The 18699-nt window shown below is 57.7% G+C and carries 21 protein-coding genes; 8 read left to right on the top strand and 13 right to left on the bottom strand.

Translation table 11 applies throughout. From position 1 onward, the window contains the following. Positions 1 to 85: 85 nt before the first annotated feature. Together EXN68_RS27455 and EXN68_RS27450 are read left to right on the top strand one after the other, a co-directional pair. Complete coding sequence (locus tag EXN68_RS27455) at positions 86 to 376, top strand: YggT family protein (RefSeq protein WP_003492418.1); 291 nt, start codon at positions 86 to 88, stop codon at positions 374 to 376. Next, positions 373 to 684 (top strand): DUF167 domain-containing protein, encoded by a 312-nt coding sequence (locus tag EXN68_RS27450; protein WP_161991388.1) that lies wholly within the window; start codon positions 373 to 375, stop codon positions 682 to 684. Before EXN68_RS27455 ends, EXN68_RS27450 begins: the two co-directional genes overlap by 4 nt. Before the next feature lie 6 nt (positions 685 to 690). On the opposite strand, the gene ppa is transcribed toward EXN68_RS27450, so the two are convergent. The 4 genes from ppa to EXN68_RS18640 form a co-directional block, all read right to left on the bottom strand. Continuing rightward, complete coding sequence (gene ppa, locus EXN68_RS18660) at positions 691 to 1224, bottom strand: inorganic diphosphatase (protein ID WP_003492422.1); 534 nt, start codon at positions 1222 to 1224, stop codon at positions 691 to 693. Between the two features lie 169 nt (positions 1225 to 1393). Then, entirely contained in the window at positions 1394 to 1900 is a 507-nt protein-coding gene (locus tag EXN68_RS18650; protein ID WP_006310825.1) for a GNAT family N-acetyltransferase, read from the bottom strand. 217 nt (positions 1901 to 2117) lie between these two features. Beyond that, entirely contained in the window at positions 2118 to 3938 is a 1821-nt protein-coding gene (gene typA / locus EXN68_RS18645; RefSeq protein WP_046799559.1) for a translational GTPase TypA, read from the bottom strand. Positions 3939 to 4088: 150 nt separating this feature from the next. Then, positions 4089 to 6149: a M3 family metallopeptidase gene (locus tag EXN68_RS18640; RefSeq protein WP_142842277.1), complete on the bottom strand. Its 2061-nt coding sequence runs from the start codon at positions 6147 to 6149 to the stop codon at positions 4089 to 4091. Between the two features lie 244 nt (positions 6150 to 6393). Here EXN68_RS18640 and EXN68_RS18635 point away from each other — a divergent pair, with 244 nt between their 5' ends. From EXN68_RS18635 to EXN68_RS18625, 3 genes are all read left to right on the top strand, one after another. Continuing rightward, positions 6394 to 6750: a hypothetical protein gene (locus tag EXN68_RS18635; protein WP_237681431.1), complete on the top strand. Its 357-nt coding sequence runs from the start codon at positions 6394 to 6396 to the stop codon at positions 6748 to 6750. A gap of 133 nt (positions 6751 to 6883) precedes the next feature. Beyond that, entirely contained in the window at positions 6884 to 7342 is a 459-nt protein-coding gene (locus tag EXN68_RS18630; protein ID WP_142842275.1) for a MarR family winged helix-turn-helix transcriptional regulator, read from the top strand. Positions 7343 to 7347: 5 nt separating this feature from the next. Further along, a complete protein-coding gene (locus tag EXN68_RS18625; protein WP_193559536.1) occupies positions 7348 to 8544 on the top strand; it encodes a multidrug effflux MFS transporter in 1197 nt (398 codons plus the stop codon). A 54-nt stretch (positions 8545 to 8598) separates the two neighbouring features. Here EXN68_RS18625 and EXN68_RS18620 read toward each other — a convergent pair whose 3' ends face one another. Further along, complete coding sequence (locus tag EXN68_RS18620) at positions 8599 to 9822, bottom strand: argininosuccinate synthase (protein WP_142842273.1); 1224 nt, start codon at positions 9820 to 9822, stop codon at positions 8599 to 8601. A 313-nt stretch (positions 9823 to 10135) separates the two neighbouring features. Here EXN68_RS18620 and EXN68_RS18615 point away from each other — a divergent pair, with 313 nt between their 5' ends. Both EXN68_RS18615 and EXN68_RS18610 read left to right on the top strand, forming a co-directional pair. Next, a complete protein-coding gene (locus tag EXN68_RS18615; protein ID WP_142842272.1) occupies positions 10136 to 10990 on the top strand; it encodes an SDR family NAD(P)-dependent oxidoreductase in 855 nt (284 codons plus the stop codon). A gap of 134 nt (positions 10991 to 11124) precedes the next feature. Then, complete coding sequence (locus EXN68_RS18610; protein ID WP_142842271.1) at positions 11125 to 11772, top strand: LysE family translocator; 648 nt, start codon at positions 11125 to 11127, stop codon at positions 11770 to 11772. Positions 11773 to 11812: 40 nt separating this feature from the next. Here the strand turns inward: EXN68_RS18610 and EXN68_RS18605 are convergent, their stop codons facing one another. The 7 genes from EXN68_RS18605 to EXN68_RS18575 form a co-directional block, all read right to left on the bottom strand. Continuing rightward, entirely contained in the window at positions 11813 to 12607 is a 795-nt protein-coding gene (locus tag EXN68_RS18605; RefSeq protein ID WP_142842270.1) for an ABC transporter ATP-binding protein, read from the bottom strand. Further along, positions 12604 to 13485 carry an ABC transporter permease gene (locus tag EXN68_RS18600; protein ID WP_080827112.1) on the bottom strand — a complete coding sequence of 294 codons (882 nt, stop codon included), beginning with the start codon at positions 13483 to 13485 and terminating at the stop codon, positions 12604 to 12606. Before EXN68_RS18600 ends, EXN68_RS18605 begins: the two co-directional genes overlap by 4 nt. 106 nt (positions 13486 to 13591) lie before the next feature. Next, a complete protein-coding gene (locus tag EXN68_RS18595) occupies positions 13592 to 14545 on the bottom strand; it encodes an ABC transporter substrate-binding protein (protein ID WP_142842269.1) in 954 nt (317 codons plus the stop codon). A 108-nt stretch (positions 14546 to 14653) separates the two neighbouring features. Further along, entirely contained in the window at positions 14654 to 15826 is a 1173-nt protein-coding gene (gene rlmN / locus EXN68_RS18590; protein ID WP_077998729.1) for a dual-specificity RNA methyltransferase RlmN, read from the bottom strand. Positions 15827 to 16092: 266 nt separating this feature from the next. Continuing rightward, positions 16093 to 16596, bottom strand: a complete 504-nt coding sequence (locus EXN68_RS18585; protein WP_003523183.1) for an invasion associated locus B family protein — start codon at positions 16594 to 16596, stop codon at positions 16093 to 16095. A 296-nt stretch (positions 16597 to 16892) separates the two neighbouring features. Then, positions 16893 to 17273, bottom strand: coding sequence for a YkvA family protein (locus tag EXN68_RS18580; protein ID WP_142842268.1), 381 nt, complete (start codon positions 17271 to 17273; stop codon positions 16893 to 16895). Positions 17274 to 17324: 51 nt separating this feature from the next. Next, positions 17325 to 17630, bottom strand: coding sequence for a 4a-hydroxytetrahydrobiopterin dehydratase (locus EXN68_RS18575; protein ID WP_046799568.1), 306 nt, complete (start codon positions 17628 to 17630; stop codon positions 17325 to 17327). A 59-nt stretch (positions 17631 to 17689) separates the two neighbouring features. Between EXN68_RS18575 and EXN68_RS18570 the strand changes: the two genes are divergently transcribed. Continuing rightward, positions 17690 to 18169 carry a low molecular weight protein-tyrosine-phosphatase gene (locus tag EXN68_RS18570; protein ID WP_142842267.1) on the top strand — a complete coding sequence of 160 codons (480 nt, stop codon included), beginning with the start codon at positions 17690 to 17692 and terminating at the stop codon, positions 18167 to 18169. On the opposite strand, the gene thpR is transcribed toward EXN68_RS18570, so the two are convergent. Then, positions 18103 to 18696: an RNA 2',3'-cyclic phosphodiesterase gene (thpR, locus tag EXN68_RS18565; protein ID WP_142842266.1), complete on the bottom strand. Its 594-nt coding sequence runs from the start codon at positions 18694 to 18696 to the stop codon at positions 18103 to 18105. The two genes, EXN68_RS18570 and thpR, sit on opposite strands and share 67 nt — an antisense overlap. Positions 18697 to 18699: the final 3 nt, after the last annotated feature.

Here is an 18699-nt window from a genome sequence, read left to right as displayed (position 1 = left end):
AAGAATCGCCAGCCCTATTGGCGCAACACTTGCCGGTTCACCGGCGAATGTCTAAATGTCTTGCAACCAAGATACGGAGATATTGATGCTTGCCCTGTTTCAGACCATCGATCTGGCTTTGAACCTCTACACGTGGGTGCTGATTGCCAGTGCCATTTTTTCCTGGCTGTATGCCTTCAACGTCATCAATTCCCGCAACCAGTTTGTGAATGCCATCGGCAGCTTCCTGGTCAATGTCACGGAACCGGCCCTGCGCCCCATCCGCCGCATTCTGCCCAATCTCGGCGGCATCGACATTTCGCCGATCATCCTGCTGCTGATCATCTTCTTCATCCGCTCCTTCATGTGGAACACGCTTTATCCGATGACCGTTTGAGCGGCTTCTGGCAGAAACACGGTGATCATGTCCGCCTGTCCGTTCGCCTGACGCCGAGCGGCGGGAGGGATGCAATTGACGGCGTGGAGCAGGATACGGACGGACGTGCCTATCTGAAAGCCCGCGTCAGCGCCGTGCCGGAAGGCGGCAAAGCGAACAAGGCACTGATTGTTTTGCTGGCGAAAAAACTCAGACTGCCCAAGTCTTCCATCACCTTCATTTCAGGCGAAACAGCGCGCAAAAAAATCCTCCGGATCGACACCGACCCGGAGGATTTCGAAGAACGCTTTAACAAGCTGGCCGACTAAAGCCTATCAGCCCTGCGCCTTGTAGCGCTCGATGGCTTCGACGATCAGCTTCTTGGCGACGTCGACATCCTGCCAACCGCCCATCTTCACCCACTTGCCGGGCTCCAGATCCTTGTAGTGTTCGAAGAAGTGCTCGATCTGCTTCAGCGTGATTTCCGGCAGGTCGGTGTAGTTATGAACCTTGTCGTAACGGCGCGTCAGCTTCGGAGCCGGAACAGCGAGGATTTTCTCGTCCTTGCCACCGTCATCTTCCATGATCATCACGCCGATGGGGCGGACGTTGATAACACAGCCGGGAACCAGCGGACGGGTGTTGCAGATGAGAACGTCGATCGGGTCGCCATCGTCGGACAGCGTGTGCGGCACGAAGCCATAGTTACCCGGATAGGTCATCGGCGTGTAAAGGAAGCGATCGACGATCAGCGCACCGGCGTCCTTGTCCATCTCGTACTTGATCGGATGGCCACCGACCGGCACCTCAACGATAACATTCACGTCATCCGGCGGGTTCTTGCCTATGGAAATTGCATCGATACGCATTCGCTTCCCTCAATTCATCGGGTTGGATTTGGTTTTCGATACTGGGAAAGTCGCCGCATTGCAACATGGCTTTGAGCGGATAAGGCAGAATGCCGTATTTGAGGTTATCGCGATTACGCATGGCGACGCGAAAAGACCGCGCCGGCAGGTAATCCATCCGCAGCTTTTGTCAGTTCCAGACGAAACCAACCTTGCGTAACGACTTGCCGCCGAAATCTTCCATGCCTTCGGCAATGTCCCGGCCGCCATGCGAGCGGAAGAACCGATTGGCGACGTCGCTGTCTTCGAGGCACCAGACGACGATGCCATTGCAGCCGAGCGATGTCAGCAGCCTGCGGGCCTCCGTAAACAGCAGCGAGCCGAGCCCGATGCCCTGATATTCCGGCCGCAGATAAAGTTCGTAAATCTCGCCGTCATGCGGCAAGCCGCGCGCGCGGCTGAGGCCCAGCGTCGCATATCCGGCGACCACACCGGCCACTTCCACCACCAGCATTGTGGCAGAGCCTCTGGTCGCCTTCTTCCACCAGATTTCACCGCGGCGCTCCAGCATCTGCGTCAACGGTCGATGCGGGATAAGCCCCGCATAGGCCTGTTGCCACGACAGACGGTGCGCTTCGGAGATAGCGCGCGCATCATGCGGCTCGGCACGGCGAACATCGATGGATAACGTTTTCATAACGCGATTCTGGCCCCGGCCACGGAAACTTGCCAGCCATAAAGGTTAACACCGGCAAGCTTACCCACAGCCTATTCATGTGGACGACCAGCAAAAATTAACGCATCCTTAACCTTTGACACAAGCACCTTTCGACTCATGCACACATAAAAACGAACGCATAAAAAAAACCCGGCTTGAAGCCGGGTTTTTTCAAATTCGTAATAACAAGCCGCAATCAGACAGCGAGCTTGGCCTTTTCGAAACGCTTGCGATCGTTGGCGTCGAGGAACATCTTGCGCAGACGGATGGACTTCGGCGTCACTTCCATCAGCTCGTCTTCCTGGATCCAGGAAAGAGCGCGATCAAGCGTCATGCGGATCGGCGGCGTCAGCTTGACGGCTTCATCCTTGCCGGCAGCGCGGATGTTGGTCAGCTGCTTGCCCTTCAGCACGTTCACTTCGAGATCGTTATCGCGGGTGTGAATGCCGATGATCATGCCCGCATAGACCTTTTCACCCGGCTCGATGATCATCGGGCCGCGATCTTCAAGGTTGAACATTGCGTAAGCGACGGCTTCGCCCGAACCATTCGACAGCAGAACGCCGTTGACGCGACCGGCGATCTGGCCCTTGAAGGGCTGATAATCGTGGAACAGGCGGTTCATGATTGCCGTGCCGCGCGTGTCGGTCAGCAGTTCCGACTGGTAGCCGATCAAGCCACGGGTCGGGGCGTAGAACTTCAGACGAACGCGATTGCCGCCGGAAGGACGCAGCTCGGCCATTTCAGCCTTGCGCTCGGACATCTTCTGAACGACGACGCCGGAATGCTCTTCGTCAACGTCGATCACGACTTCTTCGATCGGCTCCAGCAGGGTACCGTTCTCATCCTTGTGCATCACGACGCGCGGACGCGAAACGGCAAGTTCGAAGCCTTCACGACGCATGGTTTCGATCAGCACGGCCAGCTGCAATTCGCCACGGCCGGACACGAAGAACGAATCCTTGCCTTCGGCTTCTTCGATCTTCAGCGCAACGTTGCCTTCGGCTTCCTTGAACAGACGGTCGCGGATGACGCGGCTGGTAACCTTGTCACCTTCGGTACCGGCAAGCGGGCTGTCGTTAACGATGAAGGACATGGTAACGGTCGGCGGGTCGATCGGCTGCGCGGTCATCGCCTCGGTGACGGAGGGATCACAGAAGGTGTCGGCGACAGTGCCCTTGGAAAGGCCGGCGATCGCAACGATGTCGCCCGCATGAGCCTCATCGATCGCGGTGCGCTCGATACCACGGAATGCGAGAATCTTGGAAATACGGCCGGTTTCGATCGTCTTGCCATCCTGGCCCAGAACCTTCACGGCCTGGTTCGGCTTGATCGAACCGGAGGCGATGCGGCCGGTGATGATACGGCCAAGGAAGGGGTTGGCTTCAAGGATCGTGCCGATAAGACGGAACGGACCTTCTTCGACCTTGGGCTCCGGAACGTGCTCGAGAACCAGATCGAGCAGCGGTGCGAGACCCTGATCCTTCGGGCCTTCCGGGTTGACGTTCATCCAGCCATCACGACCGGAACCGTAAAGGATCGGGAAATCGAGCTGCTCGTCGGTGGCGTCGAGGTTCGCGAAAAGGTCGAACACTTCGTTGATGACTTCTTCGTGGCGGCCATCCGGACGGTCGATCTTGTTGATCGCGACAATCGGGCGAAGACCAACCTTCAGCGCCTTGCTAACCACGAACTTGGTCTGCGGCATCGGGCCTTCGGAGCTGTCGACCAGAACGATCGCGCCATCCACCATCGACAGGATACGCTCGACTTCGCCGCCGAAGTCGGCGTGGCCGGGGGTGTCGACGATGTTGATGCGAACACCCTTCCACTCCACCGAGGTCGCCTTGGCGAGAATGGTGATGCCACGTTCCTTTTCGAGATCGTTGCTGTCCATCACACGCTCGGCGACGCGCTGGTTGTCGCGGAACGAGCCGGACTGCTTCAGAAGCTCGTCCACGAGCGTCGTTTTTCCATGGTCAACGTGCGCGATGATCGCGATGTTGCGAAGTGCCATTGTTCAAAATCTCTGAGGTTGGGCGCTATATTGATGAGAAACGCCAATTTAGTTTGGCGCGCTCATAACCTTTTTTTTGCAAATGCGAAAGGGGGGCCTGTGTCATAAGCCCCCTGCGCTCAGGTTCTAGCTGAGAATTATGACAGTCTCTTATACAAGGCCGCGCTTCAAAAGCATCGCATCCGGGCTCGGCATCTTGCCGCGAAAGGCAAGATAGGCCTCCTCCGGATCCACCGAACCGCCGACGGAATAGATATTCTCCTTCAGCCGGCGCGCCATCTGACCATCAAAGGGATTGCCGGTTTCCTCAAAAGCGGAAAACGCATCGGCATCCAGCACTTCCGACCACATGTAGGAATAATAACCGGCGGAATAACCATCGCCCGAGAACACATGCTGGAAATGCGGCGTCGCATGCCGCATGACGATGGATTTCGGCATGTTGAGCGAGGAAAGCACCTCACCCTGCACGGCCATTGGATCACCGACGTTGTCGCGGGTGTGGAAAGCCATGTCTACGATGGCCGAAGACGTGAATTCCACCGTGCTGAAACCGGCATTGAAGGTCTGCGCGGCCAGAACCTTGTCCAGCAGCGCCTTTGGCATCGGCGCACCGGTTTCATAATGCAGCGCGTATTTTTCCAGAATTTCCGGCACCGTCAGCCAATGTTCGTAAAGCTGCGACGGCAATTCCACGAAATCGCGTGAGACACCCGTTCCAGACACGGAAGGGTAAGTGACATCAGACAACATGCCATGCAGCGCGTGGCCAAATTCGTGAAACAGCGTGCGCGCATCATCAAGCGACAGCAGTGCCGGTTTTCCTTCGGCCGGTTTCGCGAAATTGCAGACATTATAGATGATCGGTATTTCGCCGACGGTGCCGCTCTTCAAGGGCAGCTTGTGCTGTGACTGGAACGAACTCATCCACGCGCCGGAACGCTTGGAAGGACGGGCGAAATAATCGCCGAGGAACATGGCCTTCAGATCACCCTGCTCGTCGCGGATTTCGAAAATCCGCACATCCGGATGATAGGCGGCGATGCCTTTCACTTCCGTGACCCGAATGGAAAAGAGACGATTGGCCACATCGAAGCAGGCCTCGATGATCTTTTCCAGTTGCAGATAGGGTTTCAACTCAGTCTCGGAGAAGCTGAATTTCCGCGTCCGCAGCTTTTCGGCATAATGCCGCCAGTCCCAGGGTAAAACTTCGTGGTTCCTGCCTTCCTCGGCAATGATGGCGGCAAGCTCGGCTTCTTCCTCACCGGCGCGAAGAACCGCCTTTTCCCAGACCTGACCGAGAAGGCCGTTCACGGCATCGGGCGTTTTTGCCATTGTATCATCGAGCTTATAAGCGGCGAAATTCGCGTAACCGAGAAGCTTTGCCTTTTCCTCACGCAGTTCGAGTGTGCGGCGGACAATGTCGCGATTGTCGGTCTCGCCGTCGTTTTCACCCCGCGCCACCCAGGCCTTGAAGGCCTGTTCGCGCAAATCTCGGCGCTCGGAAAAAGTCAGAAAGGGCTCAATGATCGAGCGGGAAAGAGTAACGGCGAATTTCCCGTCTTCGCCATGCTCGCGGGCAGCGCCCGCCATCGCATCGCGCAGAAAACCGGGAATGCCGGCAAGTTCCTCTTCCGTGGAAAGCAGCAGCTTCCAGCTCTTTTCATCCGCCAGCACATTCTGCCCGAAGCTGGCGCCAAGACCGGCAAGCTCCTCGTTGATTGCCGCCAGCCGTTCCTGCCGGTCCTTGTGCAACTTGGCACCGGAGCGCACGAAACCTTTCCAGTGGCGCTCGAGAACGCGTTTTTCCTCACCCGTCAGCCCGAGTGACTCGCGCTTTTCCCACAATGTGTCGATACGCGTGAACAGGGCCTCATTCATGCCGATCTTCGAATAGTGCCGCGACATTTTCGGTGCGATTTCCCGCTCCAGTGCCTGAATGGCGCTATTGGTATGTGCCCCCGCCTTGTTCCAGAACAGGGCTGAAATGCGCGAAAGCTCGTCGCCTGCGATTTCGAGCGCGGTCACGGTGTTTTCAAAGCTTGGCGCCTGCGCATTGCCGGCAATCGCATCGATTTCCTGTTCGTGCGACAGAAGGGCAGCTTCGAAGGCCGGAGCGAAATCCTCATCCTTGACCGCATCGAATTTCGGCAGACCGTTGTGACCGTTCCAGGTAACGAGTGCGGGATAAAGCGCGGTCTTGGATGGCATTTCATCTTCCTTGTACAATTCCGGTTTAAACCCATATGGGCACGCCTCCACCGCCAATTCAATATCAGGAATTTGGTGTGGAATACGCCAATGTCTCCACGGCGAAGTATTGACCGGAGCCGCGGCGACATGATCTGGTTTATTGAAATAATATCCCATGATGGAGATATGTATTATGGAGATTTATTCTTTAAGGTCCTCTAATAATTTCCTTTTCAGGGACAATTCCAGAAATGCCAGATCCGTGGGCAATACCGATTTCAGCAAGGCGGCCAAATCCGATGCAGGTGCCGGCTTCGAGGAGACGGTGAAGCGCATTGATTTCACCCGCCTCAGCCCGCGCGAATTGCGCGAAATCGCTCAGGAATATTATGATGCGGGGAAAATCGGCCACGATGCCTGGCTTGAGCTTTCCTCTGAACTGCCGGTGCAGACACTGAACGCCAATGGCGAGGTAATCGACCTATCCAACGTGACCGATGATACGGATTTCGACTTCCTGTCGTATTTTTCCGACCGGGCCGAAATCGCCAGCTCCATCGGCACGACGGATGAGGCGCAAAAAATGCAGGACATCCTGTCTTTCTTTGCTTTGGTGTAACGATCTTCGACTATCTTGCCGAGCATATAGCAACCGAACAGACACATACTTTACTCGATTTTCGACAATATGATTTGTGTACCATTGATTATCGCCCGGAATTTAGTAAGGCTGACTTACCAAAAGGCGAAACATGGGCACGAAACGCGAAAAAGATTCATTGGCATTTTTGCTGAACAGCGGCGCACGTCTGCTGAACAGTGCATTTGAGCGCCGCATTTCCGAGGCTGGGCTTGGCCTGACCCCCGGCGAGGCGAGAGCATTGCTGACGGTTGCCGTGGTTGATGGCAGCAAACAATCTGACATCGCCGCCCGCCTGGGCATTGAGCCCATGACGATCTGCGCCTATCTCGACAAGCTGCAATCCCTTGACCTTATCGAGCGCCAGCAGGACCCGCAGGACAGACGTTCCAAGCGCATCGTGTTGACGAAAACCTCCGCCGACATGCTTGAAGCCGTGCGGCAGGAAATCGACCAGCTGGTCCGTCACGCCACCCAGGGCCTGAACGAGGAGGAAGTGGCACTTTTCCGCAGCTTCCTGCAGACACTTCGCAACAATCTGCAGCCGGAACAGCCGAGCCAGAACGGCTGATCGCAATGTCGCCAGAAACGATCATGTCCAGAAAGCGCACGGCAATACTCGGTGCGTTACTGACGGCGCTGGCGCCCATTTCCATGGCGATTTACACACCCGCCATGCCAGAGCTGACATGGGTTTTTGCCACCACCGAACCCGCCGTCAAACTCAGCCTGTCGCTTTATTTTGCCGGTTTCGCCGTCGCCCAGTTGATCGCCGGACCGGCATCTGACGCTTTTGGACGGCGAAAGGCCAGTCTGGTCTTTCTTTCAATCTTTCTCGGCGGCGGGCTGCTTGCGGTTTTTGCCCCGACAATTGAAGTCCTGCTCTTCGCACGACTGGTACAGGGCATCGGCGCCTCCGTCGGGATGACAGTGGCGCGCGCCGTGGTGCGCGACCAATTCACTGGCGCTGATGCCTCCAGCATCATGAATCTCATCGGCATCATGCTGGCTGTCGGCCCGGCCATGGGACCGACGATTGGCGGGTTATCGCTAGCAGCCTTCGGCTGGCAGTCGGTGTTTTTCCTCATGGCCGGTCTCGGGGCCATCGCCATCTTTTCGGTCGTGGTGTTTCTACGCGAAACGACAGTCCCGGACAAAAACCTGATCCGCCCCCGCCGTCTCCTGTCTGCCTATGGCACATTGCTGACCCAGCCACGTTTTCTATTTGCCGCACTCGTGCTCGGCGGTTCCATAGGCGCTCTTTATGCGCAGGCCACGATGCTGACCTTCATTCTCATCAATGAAGTCGGCATGACCCCTACCGCCTTCGGCGTCGGCATGCTGATGCAGACCGGCGCTTATTTCTTTGGCTCCATCGCCCTGCGTTATATCGCGCCGCGACTGGGTGACCGCCGCTCCGTCATCCTCGGCCTCTGTTTTTCGGGAACGGGCGGCCTTCTCATTTTACTGTCGGTCTTCCTGATACCGCCATCCTTCCTCTCGATCATGGGGCCCGTGGCAGTCGCGACAATCGGCATTGCGTTGCTGACCCCCTCGATGGTGACGGCGGCCCTTGCCCCCTTCCCGCATATTGCCGGTTCAGCCTCGGCGATGATGGGCTTCATTCAGATGGGGTCGGGATTTGTGGGCGGTGCTGCGGCCTCACTCATAGGCTCCCCGCTGACCGGCTTTGGCATTATCATCCCGATAATGGAATTCACGGCAATCGCCAGCTACATCGGCTTTCGTATCGTCTCCAAAAGGCAGTCATGAAAAAACCCGCCGGCGTCACCGCCAGCGGGTTCCTTTATTGTCACGTCAGCAAGATTACTTGCTGAGATTACGCTTGGCGAGTGTGCGAAGACGCAGCGCATTAAGCTTGATGAAGCCAGCGGCATCCTTCTGGTCGTAAGCACCGTGGTCGTCCTCGAAGGTCACCAGCGCGTCGGAATAGAGCGACTTTTCGCTCTCACGGCCGGTTACCATGACATTGCCCTTGTAGAGCTTCAGCGTCACTTCGCCTTCCACATGTTCCTGGCTCTTGTCGATGAGGGCCTGAAGCATTTCGCGCTCCGGCGAGAACCAGAAGCCGTAATAGATGAGTTCAGCGTAACGCGGCATCAGATCGTCCTTGAGATGCGCTGCACCCCGGTCGAGCGTGATGGATTCGATGGCGCGATGTGCGGCAAGCAGGATCGTGCCGCCGGGCGTTTCATAAACGCCGCGCGACTTCATGCCGACGAAACGGTTCTCGACTAGATCAAGACGGCCGATGCCGTTTTCCCGACCATAATTATTGAGCGTGGCGAGAAGCGTCGCGGGCGACATTTCAACACCATTGATGGAGCAGGCGTCACCCTTGCGGAAGCCGACCTTGATGACGGTTGCCTTGTCGGGGGCCGCTTCCGGGGAAATGGTGCGCATGTGCACATATTCCGGCGCTTCCCGTGCCGGGTCTTCCAGAACCTTGCCCTCGGAAGAGGAGTGCAGCAGGTTGGCGTCAACCGAGAAAGGTGCTTCGCCCTTCTTGTCCTTGGCGACCGGAATCTGGTTCTGTTCGGCGAATTCCAGAAGGTCGGTACGGCTCTTGAACGCCCAGTCACGCCAGGGCGCGATGATCTTGATGTCAGGGTTCAGCGCATAGGCCGAAAGCTCGAAGCGGACCTGGTCGTTGCCCTTGCCGGTGGCGCCATGGGCAATGGCGTCGGCGCCGGTCTTCCTGGCGATCTCGATCAGGTGCTTGGAAATCAGCGGACGGGCAATCGAGGTGCCGAGCAGGTAGACGCCTTCATAAACGGCGTTGGCGCGGAACATCGGGAACACGAAGTCACGCACGAATTCTTCGCGGACGTCCTCAATGAAGATTTCCTTGATGCCCAGCATCTCGGCCTTCTTGCGCGCCGGCTCAAGCTCTTCGCCCTGGCCGAGATCGGCAGTGAAGGTCACGACTTCAGCGCCGAGTTCCGTCTGAAGCCATTTCAGGATGATCGAGGTGTCGAGACCGCCGGAATAGGCGAGAACGACTTTCTTAACGTCTTTCGGAAGTGCCATAATGATGTCCATCTGCATGATGACGGCATCCGCGTACCGCCATTTCCTTGGGATTTCGGCACTTTTACAGTGCAACCCGAAATGTGTGAAGCGCTTTTCCGTGAGATAAGCGACAAAACAATTGATGGAGACGTCTGGCGACGGGTGATGACCGGCCGCGCCGATGGGAACGAAGCGATTGTCACATGCATTTAGAAAATTCGCGCTTTATCATGAAGCGGCGCGATCGACTTGAAGACCGTGAATGAAGCCTCAGGTTCAGGCAACGTTGCAAACCGCTGGAAACAGCAGAAACGACGCGAAGGAGAAACCTATGACGACCATCCACCCTGCATTCAAGGAAGATAATGTCGCTGTCATAACAGGTGCGGCATCCGGCATCGGACTTGCCGCCGCCCGTAAATTTGCGAGTTTCGGCATGAGTGTCGTGCTCGCCGATCTCGACGGTGAAAAGCTCGCCGCAGCGCATGCGGATATTCTGACCGTCGCCAGGGACGGCGAAGCGCAGATCGTCGCCATCCCGACCGACGTATCGAAACTCGATGAACTGGAGGCGCTGGAACGCGCGGTAATCCAGCGTTTCGGACGCGTCCATGTTCTCATGAACAATGCCGGCATCCAGCCCGGCAGCGCCATTTTCGGACCACAGGCCAATTGGGAAAAAGTCATCAATGTCAATCTGATGGGCGTTGTGAACGGCAGCCGCGTCTTCGGCCAGGGCATGGTTGCCCATGGCGAGGCGGCGCTCATCATCAATACCGGCTCTAAACAGGGCATCACCACGCCGCCCGGCGATCCCGCCTACAACGTCTCCAAGTCAGGCGTCAAAACCTTCACGGAGGCACTTCAGCACGAATTGCGCAATATTCCTGACGGCGCGGTTTCTGCCCATCTGCTAATTCCCGGTTTCGTCTTCACCGGCCTGACCGCCAATGGCAGGACGGAAAAGCCGCAGGGCGCATGGACTGGCGAGCAGACCGTCGATTTCATGATCGAGAGCATCAGCCGGGGCGATTTCTACATTCTCTGCCCGGACGGCGAAGTAGACCGCCCGACGGATGAAAAGCGCATTCTCTGGGCGGCCCAGGACATCGTCCAGAACCGCCCACCGCTGTCGCGCTGGCACACGGAATATTCCGCAGCCTTCACCAGCTTCCTCAAGAACTGAATAATCAGCCGCCGCACTTTGAACGGTGTGGCGGCTCCCCACAGTCACATTGGGCGCCGCGGCTCAAAAATATTGGCAGAAACCCGAAATCGCGTTAAGCAACGGCATCATTTGCCGCTTTCATGGGTGCCGCGATGGATTTCGTTCCAAGCCTGCCAACACTTATCGCATTCACCATTGCCATTCTGCTTCTGGCGGTGACGCCCGGGCCAGACATGACGCTCTGGATCAGCCGCTCGCTGCGCGAGGGCCGGGCAGCGGGTTTCATGACGCTGGTCGGAACCAATATCGGCATCACCGTGCACACGATGCTGGTCGCCTTCGGTGTCGCCGCCCTCATCGTCGCCTCGCCGACAGCCTTCCTGATCCTGAAAACCGGCGGGGCCGCCTATCTGGTCTGGCTCGCCATTCAGGCGATCCGTAAAGGCTCGGATTTCGTGATGGTGAAGACCAATGGAGAAAAGCCGCAGTCCTCGCTCAGATCGGCCTTGCTGAACGGCATATGGGTCAATCTGCTGAACCCCAAGGTCATCATCTTCTTCATGACCTTCCTGCCGCAATTCGTAAGCGCCTCCGACCCACACGTCACCGGCAAGCTGATATTCCTCGGCATCTGGTCCATCATCGTGGCACTGCCGATCGGTATCGGCATCGTTGTCGCCGCCGATGTCCTGTCCGCCTGGCTGCAACGCAACCGGAAGGTTCTGCGCGGACTGGATTACACGATCGCCGGCGTCTTTTCGCTTTTCGCCGTCAAGATTTTCTTCACCCAGACGCGCTGAGCGCAAATAAAAAGGCGCCGGAAGGCGCCTTTAAGAATGATCAGCCGATCAAAAGCTCGTCGTCATCCAGCTTCTGGCCGCGTATCTTGCGGAACATGTCGATCAGATCTTCGACTTCAAGATCCTTGCGGCTGTCACCGGACACGTCGAGTACGATTTCACCGGCATGCAGCATGATCGTGCGGGTGCCGTAATCCAGCGCCTGGCGCATGGAATGCGTGACCATCAGCGTCGTCAGCTTGCGCTCCGATACCACCTTGCGGGTCAATTCCATCACGAATTCCGCCATGCCGGGATCGAGCGCTGCCGTATGTTCGTCAAGCAGCAGCACATCCGAGCCGGAAAGCGTCGCCATGACAAGCGACACTGCCTGTCGTTGTCCGCCGGACAACAGGTCCATGCGATCCTTCAGTCGGTTTTCGAGACCGAGATTGAGCGAGGCGATACGTTCTCTAAAGAAATCCCGCCTGCCCCGTCCAAGCGCCGACAACAAACCGCGACGCTCTCCGCGCGACGCCGCCAGCGCCAGATTTTCTTCAATGGTGAGCGCGCCGCAGCTGCCTGCGAGTGGATCCTGAAATACGCGTGCCACCCGACCGGCCCGGCTGGCAGTCGGCTTGCGGGTAACGTCGGCACCACCAATCACCACTTTGCCCGCCGTCGGCAGAACGTCGCCGGCCAAGACACCGAGAAGCGTGGATTTGCCGGCGCCATTGGAACCAATGACGGTAACGAAGGAACCGTCTTCGATGGTGAGATCGATCTTCGCCAGCGCCTGCTTTTGCAGCGGCGTGCCACGTCCAAAGACGACCTGGATGTCGGAAAGGGAAATCACGATGTTGCTCCCCCACGGCGCAGTCGGGGCAGGATCAATGCAATGGCCACCAATACCGCCGTTACGAAATTGAGATCGGATGCCTTGAGGCCCAGCACATCGCTCGACAAGGCAAGCTGGATGGCGAGACGATAGGCAATCGAGCCAAAAACACAGCCGATGAGCGCTATCAGAATGCCGCGCGCACCGAATAGCGTCTCGCCGATGATGACGGCGGCAAGTCCGACGACGATGGTGCCAACACCCGAGGTCACATCGGCAAAGCCATTGGTCTGCGCGAACAATGCGCCACCGAGCGCGACCAGCGCATTCGAAAGCGCCATGCCGAGATAGATCTGGTTGCCGGTCTTCACGCCCTGCGCCCGCGCCATCCGCGCATTGGCCCCCGTCGCCCGCATGGCAAGGCCCGCATCGCTTTCAAGAAAACGCCAGACGAGAATGACCGCGATCAGCACCAGTGCGCCAACGAAAAGCGGCCGCACCAGATATTCGGAAAGGCCCAAGCCGTAAAACGGCGATATCATCGTATCCTGATTGAGCAGCGCCACATTCGGCTTTCCCATCACCCGCAGATTGACGGAAAACAGCGCGATCATCGTCAGGATCGAAGCAAGCAGGTTGAGGATTTTGAAACGCACGTTGAGCGTTGCGGTGACCATGCCCGCAGCGGCACCGGCAACCATCGCAACCGCCGTCGCGACCCAGGCATTCAGACCGGCGATGATCAGCACGGCAGCAACAGCAGCGCCGAGCGGAAACGAACCGTCCACGGTCAGGTCAGGAAAATCAAGCACCCGGAAAGCGAGATAGACGCCGATCGCCACGAAAGCGAAGACCAGTCCCAGCTCCACGGCACCCCAGAAGGCGATTTGGCTCACGGTAATGTCCTTGTTATTGCCGCCATCAGGCGGATACGGGCACCGTCTCGTGCCACGTAAAACGGGCGGCGAAATACCGCCGCCCGCAATTCAGTCTGGTTTCGGTTCAGTCGATGACCTTGGTGGCGCGCTTCGTCACGCTTTCGGGGAAGGTGACGCCAACTTTTTCGGCAACCTTCTTGTTGATGACGAGATCGGTGCCGACAGCCACGGTTGCCGGAATTTCACCGGGCTTTTCACCCTTGAGGATGCGGACAACAACGGCGCCTGTCTGTTTGCCAACGTCGAAATAGTTGAAGCCGAGGGCCGCAACCGCACCGCGCGCGACGGAATCCGTATCAGCGGCGTAAAGCGGGATCTTGGCTTCGCTCGCAACACCGGCTGCCGCCTCGAAAGCGGAAACGATCGTGTTGTCGGTCGGAACATAGATCACGTCGGCCTTGCCGACCAGAGCGCGGGTTGCGCCCTGAACTTCAGCCGACTTGGTGGCGACGGATTCGACAACCTTCAGGCCGGCCTTTTCGGCCTCGGCCTTCAGCAGGGCGAGCGTCGAGGCGGAATTGGCTTCGGCGGAGTTGTAGATGAAGCCGATAGACTTGGCGTTCGGCGAGATTTCCTTGATGAGCGCCAGATGCTCGCCAACCGGCAGCATGTCGGAAAGGCCGGTCACATTGCCGCCGGGCTTTTCCATGCTCTTGATGAGCTGTGCGCCAACCGGATCGGAGACGGCCGTGAAGACAACCGGAATGTCACGCGTGGCCGCAACAACGGCCTGCGCCGACGGCGTGGAAATCGGCACGATGACGTTGGGCGCGTCGCCGACGAACTGGCGGGCGATCTGCGCTGCGGTGCCGGGATTGCCCTGCGCGGACTCGTAAAGGAACTTGAGGTTCTCGCCTTCCTTGTAACCTGCTTCGGCAAGGGCCGCCTTGACGCCATCACGGGCAGCGTCAAGTGCCGGATGTTCGACGATGGCGGTGACGGCAACGGTGACGTTTTCAGCCTTGGCCGGCAGAACGATGGCGCTCGCAGCAGCGAGAGCCAGAATGAATGCGCGCATGGATATCCTCCTGTTGGTTCCCTGTTTTCGTCTTTCTAGGAACAAGACAGACCGAAATCAATCGGAGAACCGCCGGAAAACCAGCTTTATGGCGCAAATGCGGCTGATTCAGTCATCCGCGCCGTGATTGGCGATCATCATCGCCTCGAAAGCCAGCCTTTCGGTCTTGCGCATGCGTTCCGATTCCGACTTCAACTGGCCGCAGGCGGCGAGAATATCACGGCCGCGCGGGGTGCGGATCGGCGAGGCATAACCTGCCTGATTGATGAAATCGGCGAATTTTTCGATCTGCGCCCATTCGGAGCACTGGTAGTTCGTGCCCGGCCACGGATTGAACGGAATGAGGTTGATCTTGGCCGGAACGCCCTTCAGCAGCTGCACCAGCATCTTGGCATCTTCCAGGCTGTCGTTCACATCCTTCAGCATCACATATTCGAAGGTGATGCGGCGGGCATTGGAAAGACCCGGATAGTTGCGGCAGGCCTCGATCAGTTCCTTCAGCGGATATTTCTTGTTGATCGGCACCAGCATGTCACGCAGATCGTCGCGCACCGCATGCAGCGAAATCGCCAGCATCACGCCAATCTCGTCACCGGTACGGAAGATTTCCGGCACGACGCCTGAGGTGGAGAGCGTTACGCGGCGCTTGGAGAGCGACAGGCCGTCACCATCGGTGGCGATCAGAAGCGCAGTCTTCACGTGCTCGAAATTATAGAGCGGCTCGCCCATGCCCATCATCACGATGTTGGACACCTTGCGGCCTTCGCTCGGCACATAAGCGCCAACCGGTGTCGAACCATCCGGAAAATCGCCGAGCCGGTCACGCGCCAGCAGCAGCTGGGCAAGAATTTCCTCGGCCGTCAGGTTGCGCACCAGACGCTGCGTGCCGGTGTGACAGAAGGAACAGGTCAGCGAGCAGCCAACCTGGCTAGAAATGCACAACGTGCCGCGCCCTTCTTCCGGAATATAGACCGTTTCAATCTCAACGGGACGGCCGGCACCGCGCGGCGGAAAGCGCATCAGCCATTTGCGGGTGCCGTCATTGGAGATCTGCTCCTCGACGATTTCCGGACGGGCGATGGTGAAGGCCGCCTTCAGCTTCTCGCGAAGCTCCTTGGCGACATTGGTCATGTTGTCGAAATCCGAGACGCCGCGCACATAAAGCCAGTTCCACAACTGGCTGACGCGCATCTTCACCTGCTTCTGCGGCACGCCGATCTCGGCCAGCGCCTCGCCCATTTCCTCACGCGTCAGGCCGATCAGCGACGGCTTGCCGGACATGAGATCGCTATTGGCGATCAGCGGGGTTTTGACTGCCAGGCCGGCAGGGGCTTGCATTACGGACATCACGCTATCCCATCATTCCATGCATCGCACGACCGGCCTGTCGGATAGGCGGAAAATCGTCTGCATGTCGAGAAAATCAAAGGCGGAGCACTTTTCGCGCATCCGCCTGTCAATGTTGCCGCGCCTTTAGCATCAAACAAGCAAAAACGCAAATGGCCGGTCGATGACCGGCCATTATCAAACGCGATAAAGCTTCAGGATTACTTGCAGCTCTCGATCTGCTTGAGAGCAGCCGAAATACCCGAGAGCGAATAGGAATAGGACGTCGCGGTGCCACGGCCGGACACCGCCTTGACCGTCATCGACTTGCCGCCCTTCATGGCAGCCACGAGAGCGGGCTCTTCGGCAGCGTTTTCAACCCAGGCAGCCTTGTCCTTGGTGAACATGACGAAGTTCTTGTTGTCGATCGTCACATTGACCTTGGAACCCTGCTTCAGCGGATAACCCACCATGGCCTGCGGCTCATAGGAAATGTTCTGGCCGGGACGCTGCGACACGATGAAGAAGATATCGCCGTGATCGACGCTTGCCGGTTCCTTGGCGGTCGGAATGGAAAGAACGTAGCAGACGGTGCTGTTGCCCGATTTGTACGAATAGGCACCCCAAGCATTGAACTGCTGGATGCGCGTGGGCGACTGTGCAGATGCTACGCCGACGCTGGTCAGCAAAATGGCCGCTGCGGTTGCTACACTTCTTACAAACATAGAATTTCCTGCCGGGTTATTGTCTTCCATTAGCCCGAAGCAGCGGCGGGCTCCATTTTCTGGATCGGCCACGTTCAGGTGCGGATCGTCTTTTCTCATTGTGGTCGGGAAGCGGTTACCAAACCGTCAACAACACGCATAAAATGCCTAAAACGTCTTGCGGTGTTACAGATTGGCGACTCCCCGCACCCTGGAGGAAGGGCGCGGAACGACCTTCCTTCATGTGTATGACACACAAATTCAGGCAAGAATTTGTCGCCCGCCAGGCTGCACCGAGCGGGCACATCACAGAGGCGTTACCCGGCTTCCTGCTGTCTCTTCAGCATGGCATCCGCCGCATCGTAATGCTCCATCTTGATATGGGCGCGGATCATGGCGAGCGCGGCGGTGATGACCGCGATATCATCGGTAAAACCGACAACCGCCAGCATATCCGGCACGGCATCGATGGGCATGATGAAATAGGCGAGCGCAGCGAGAATAATGCCCTTGGCGCGCAACGGCGTGTCGCGATCAATCGCGCAATAATAGGCCGCCGCCGCGTCACGCGCGAACGGCACCTTGGTCATCACCCGCTTCAGCTTGGGCCAGAATTTGGCGCGCACGACATTTTCGCGCTCCTGCTGCCTGTCGGTTTCACCCGGCAGAAGAATTTCACCGATTTTCACATCATCCATGATCGACGGTCCTCCGGTCACGGCTATTATATGGGAGTTAACGTCCGCCGTTCAATTCCCCCGGCCTGCCGCTGCCTTCTGCATGGCCTCGGCCAGAAGAAAATCCCGCTCGGTTACACCCTGTGAATCATGGGTTGTGAGGCAGACTTTCACGCGTGAGTAGACATTGGACCATTCCGGGTGATGATTGAGCCTTTCCGCCGCAAGAGCCGATTCAGCCATGAAACCGAAGGCCTCCGCAAAACTGGAAAACTTGAAGGACCGGACGATCGCCGCCCCGTCCTCTCGCAGGGCCCAGCCTTCGAGCTTGGACAATGCCTGCCGGATGGCTTCCGGTTCAACTCTGGGATATTTCATCAATCTTGCCTCCGCTTGATACCCATTAACGCCTCAACGACCGGATCGACGCATATTCCATGAAACATATAGCTGTTCTTTTTGTCTGCATGGGCAATATCTGCCGCTCACCACTTGCCGAAGGCGTTTTGGCAAACCTAGCCGATAGAGACGGTGTATCCCGCCAACTCACGATCGAATCCGCCGGCACCGGCGGCTGGCATGCCGGCAATGCCCCGGATCGCAGATCCATAGCGATAGCCCGCAAGCATGGCATCGATATTTCAGGGCAGCGCGCGCGACAGGTCAGTCAGGCCGATTTCGAAAAATTCGATCTCATTCTTGCCATGGATACGAGCAATCTGGCGAAACTGCTTCAAAAGGCGCCGGAAAACCGCAGGCACAAAATCCACCTGTTTCTGGACTATGCTTCGGGACGCCACGAGAGCGTCCCGGATCCCTATTTCGGTGGTGAAGACGGATTTCTGACCGTCTACAACATGCTTTTGGCGGGATGCAGCTCGTTGCTCGAAAAGATGGAGCTGGACCGCGCTTCGTGAAGCGGAAACGCCTCTTCCACGACATAGGGTCCGCCGCCCACCGATTCCTTCGACGACATCAGCACGAAACGGCCGACCGTGAAGGGCGAGGTGCGGAAGTTGCCGCGTCCGGAAAGATACTGCACCACATCGTCCACGCGACAGGAGCGCAACCGCGCCAGTGTGACATGCGGCATGAACTTGCGCGGATCGGGTGGGAGACCGATCCTTTGGCAGATCCGCTCGATTTCCGCCTGAAGCGCATGCATTTCCGGCGAGGGAGAAACCCCGGCCCAGATGGAATGCGGTTTCTTGGAACCGAAGGAACCCATGCCGGTGAGGTTGAGCTGGAACTCCGGTCTTTCGATCCGATCCAGCCTGTCGACAACCTCATCGGCGGTTCGCCCGTCGATATCACCGATAAAACGCAGGGTTATGTGATAATTCTCCACATCGATCCACCGGGCTCCCGGCAGACCACCGCGCAACAATGAGAGGCTCATAGCCGCATTGCGCGGAATTTCGAGGGCGGTAAACAGTCTCGGCATGGC

Source organism: Martinezella rhizogenes (genome assembly GCF_007002745.1).
GTDB classification, from domain to species: domain Bacteria; phylum Pseudomonadota; class Alphaproteobacteria; order Rhizobiales; family Rhizobiaceae; genus Agrobacterium; species Agrobacterium cucumeris.
Note: the sequence above shows the minus strand (reverse complement) of the source record. Positions and strands in the feature narration are given on the sequence as shown.

Coding starts and splice junctions, on each gene's coding strand:
- EXN68_RS18595 (WP_142842269.1), bottom strand. CDS start 14,545: ATGCGCGCATTCATTCTGGCTCTCGCTGCTGCGAGCGCCATCGTTCTG.
- EXN68_RS18640 (WP_142842277.1), bottom strand. CDS start 6,149: ATGCCATCCAAGACCGCGCTTTATCCCGCACTCGTTACCTGGAACGGT.
- EXN68_RS18575 (WP_046799568.1), bottom strand. CDS start 17,630: ATGAAATATCCCAGAGTTGAACCGGAAGCCATCCGGCAGGCATTGTCC.
- EXN68_RS18625 (WP_193559536.1), top strand. CDS start 7,348: ATGTCGCCAGAAACGATCATGTCCAGAAAGCGCACGGCAATACTCGGT.
- EXN68_RS18630 (WP_142842275.1), top strand. CDS start 6,884: ATGGGCACGAAACGCGAAAAAGATTCATTGGCATTTTTGCTGAACAGC.
- thpR (WP_142842266.1), bottom strand. CDS start 18,696: ATGCCGAGACTGTTTACCGCCCTCGAAATTCCGCGCAATGCGGCTATG.
- EXN68_RS18570 (WP_142842267.1), top strand. CDS start 17,690: ATGAAACATATAGCTGTTCTTTTTGTCTGCATGGGCAATATCTGCCGC.
- EXN68_RS18615 (WP_142842272.1), top strand. CDS start 10,136: ATGACGACCATCCACCCTGCATTCAAGGAAGATAATGTCGCTGTCATA.
- EXN68_RS18585 (WP_003523183.1), bottom strand. CDS start 16,596: ATGTTTGTAAGAAGTGTAGCAACCGCAGCGGCCATTTTGCTGACCAGC.
- EXN68_RS18580 (WP_142842268.1), bottom strand. CDS start 17,273: ATGGATGATGTGAAAATCGGTGAAATTCTTCTGCCGGGTGAAACCGAC.
- ppa (WP_003492422.1), bottom strand. CDS start 1,224: ATGCGTATCGATGCAATTTCCATAGGCAAGAACCCGCCGGATGACGTG.
- EXN68_RS18610 (WP_142842271.1), top strand. CDS start 11,125: ATGGATTTCGTTCCAAGCCTGCCAACACTTATCGCATTCACCATTGCC.
- EXN68_RS18620 (WP_142842273.1), bottom strand. CDS start 9,822: ATGGCACTTCCGAAAGACGTTAAGAAAGTCGTTCTCGCCTATTCCGGC.
- EXN68_RS27455 (WP_003492418.1), top strand. CDS start 86: ATGCTTGCCCTGTTTCAGACCATCGATCTGGCTTTGAACCTCTACACG.
- EXN68_RS18650 (WP_006310825.1), bottom strand. CDS start 1,900: ATGAAAACGTTATCCATCGATGTTCGCCGTGCCGAGCCGCATGATGCG.
- typA (WP_046799559.1), bottom strand. CDS start 3,938: ATGGCACTTCGCAACATCGCGATCATCGCGCACGTTGACCATGGAAAA.
- rlmN (WP_077998729.1), bottom strand. CDS start 15,826: ATGTCCGGCAAGCCGTCGCTGATCGGCCTGACGCGTGAGGAAATGGGC.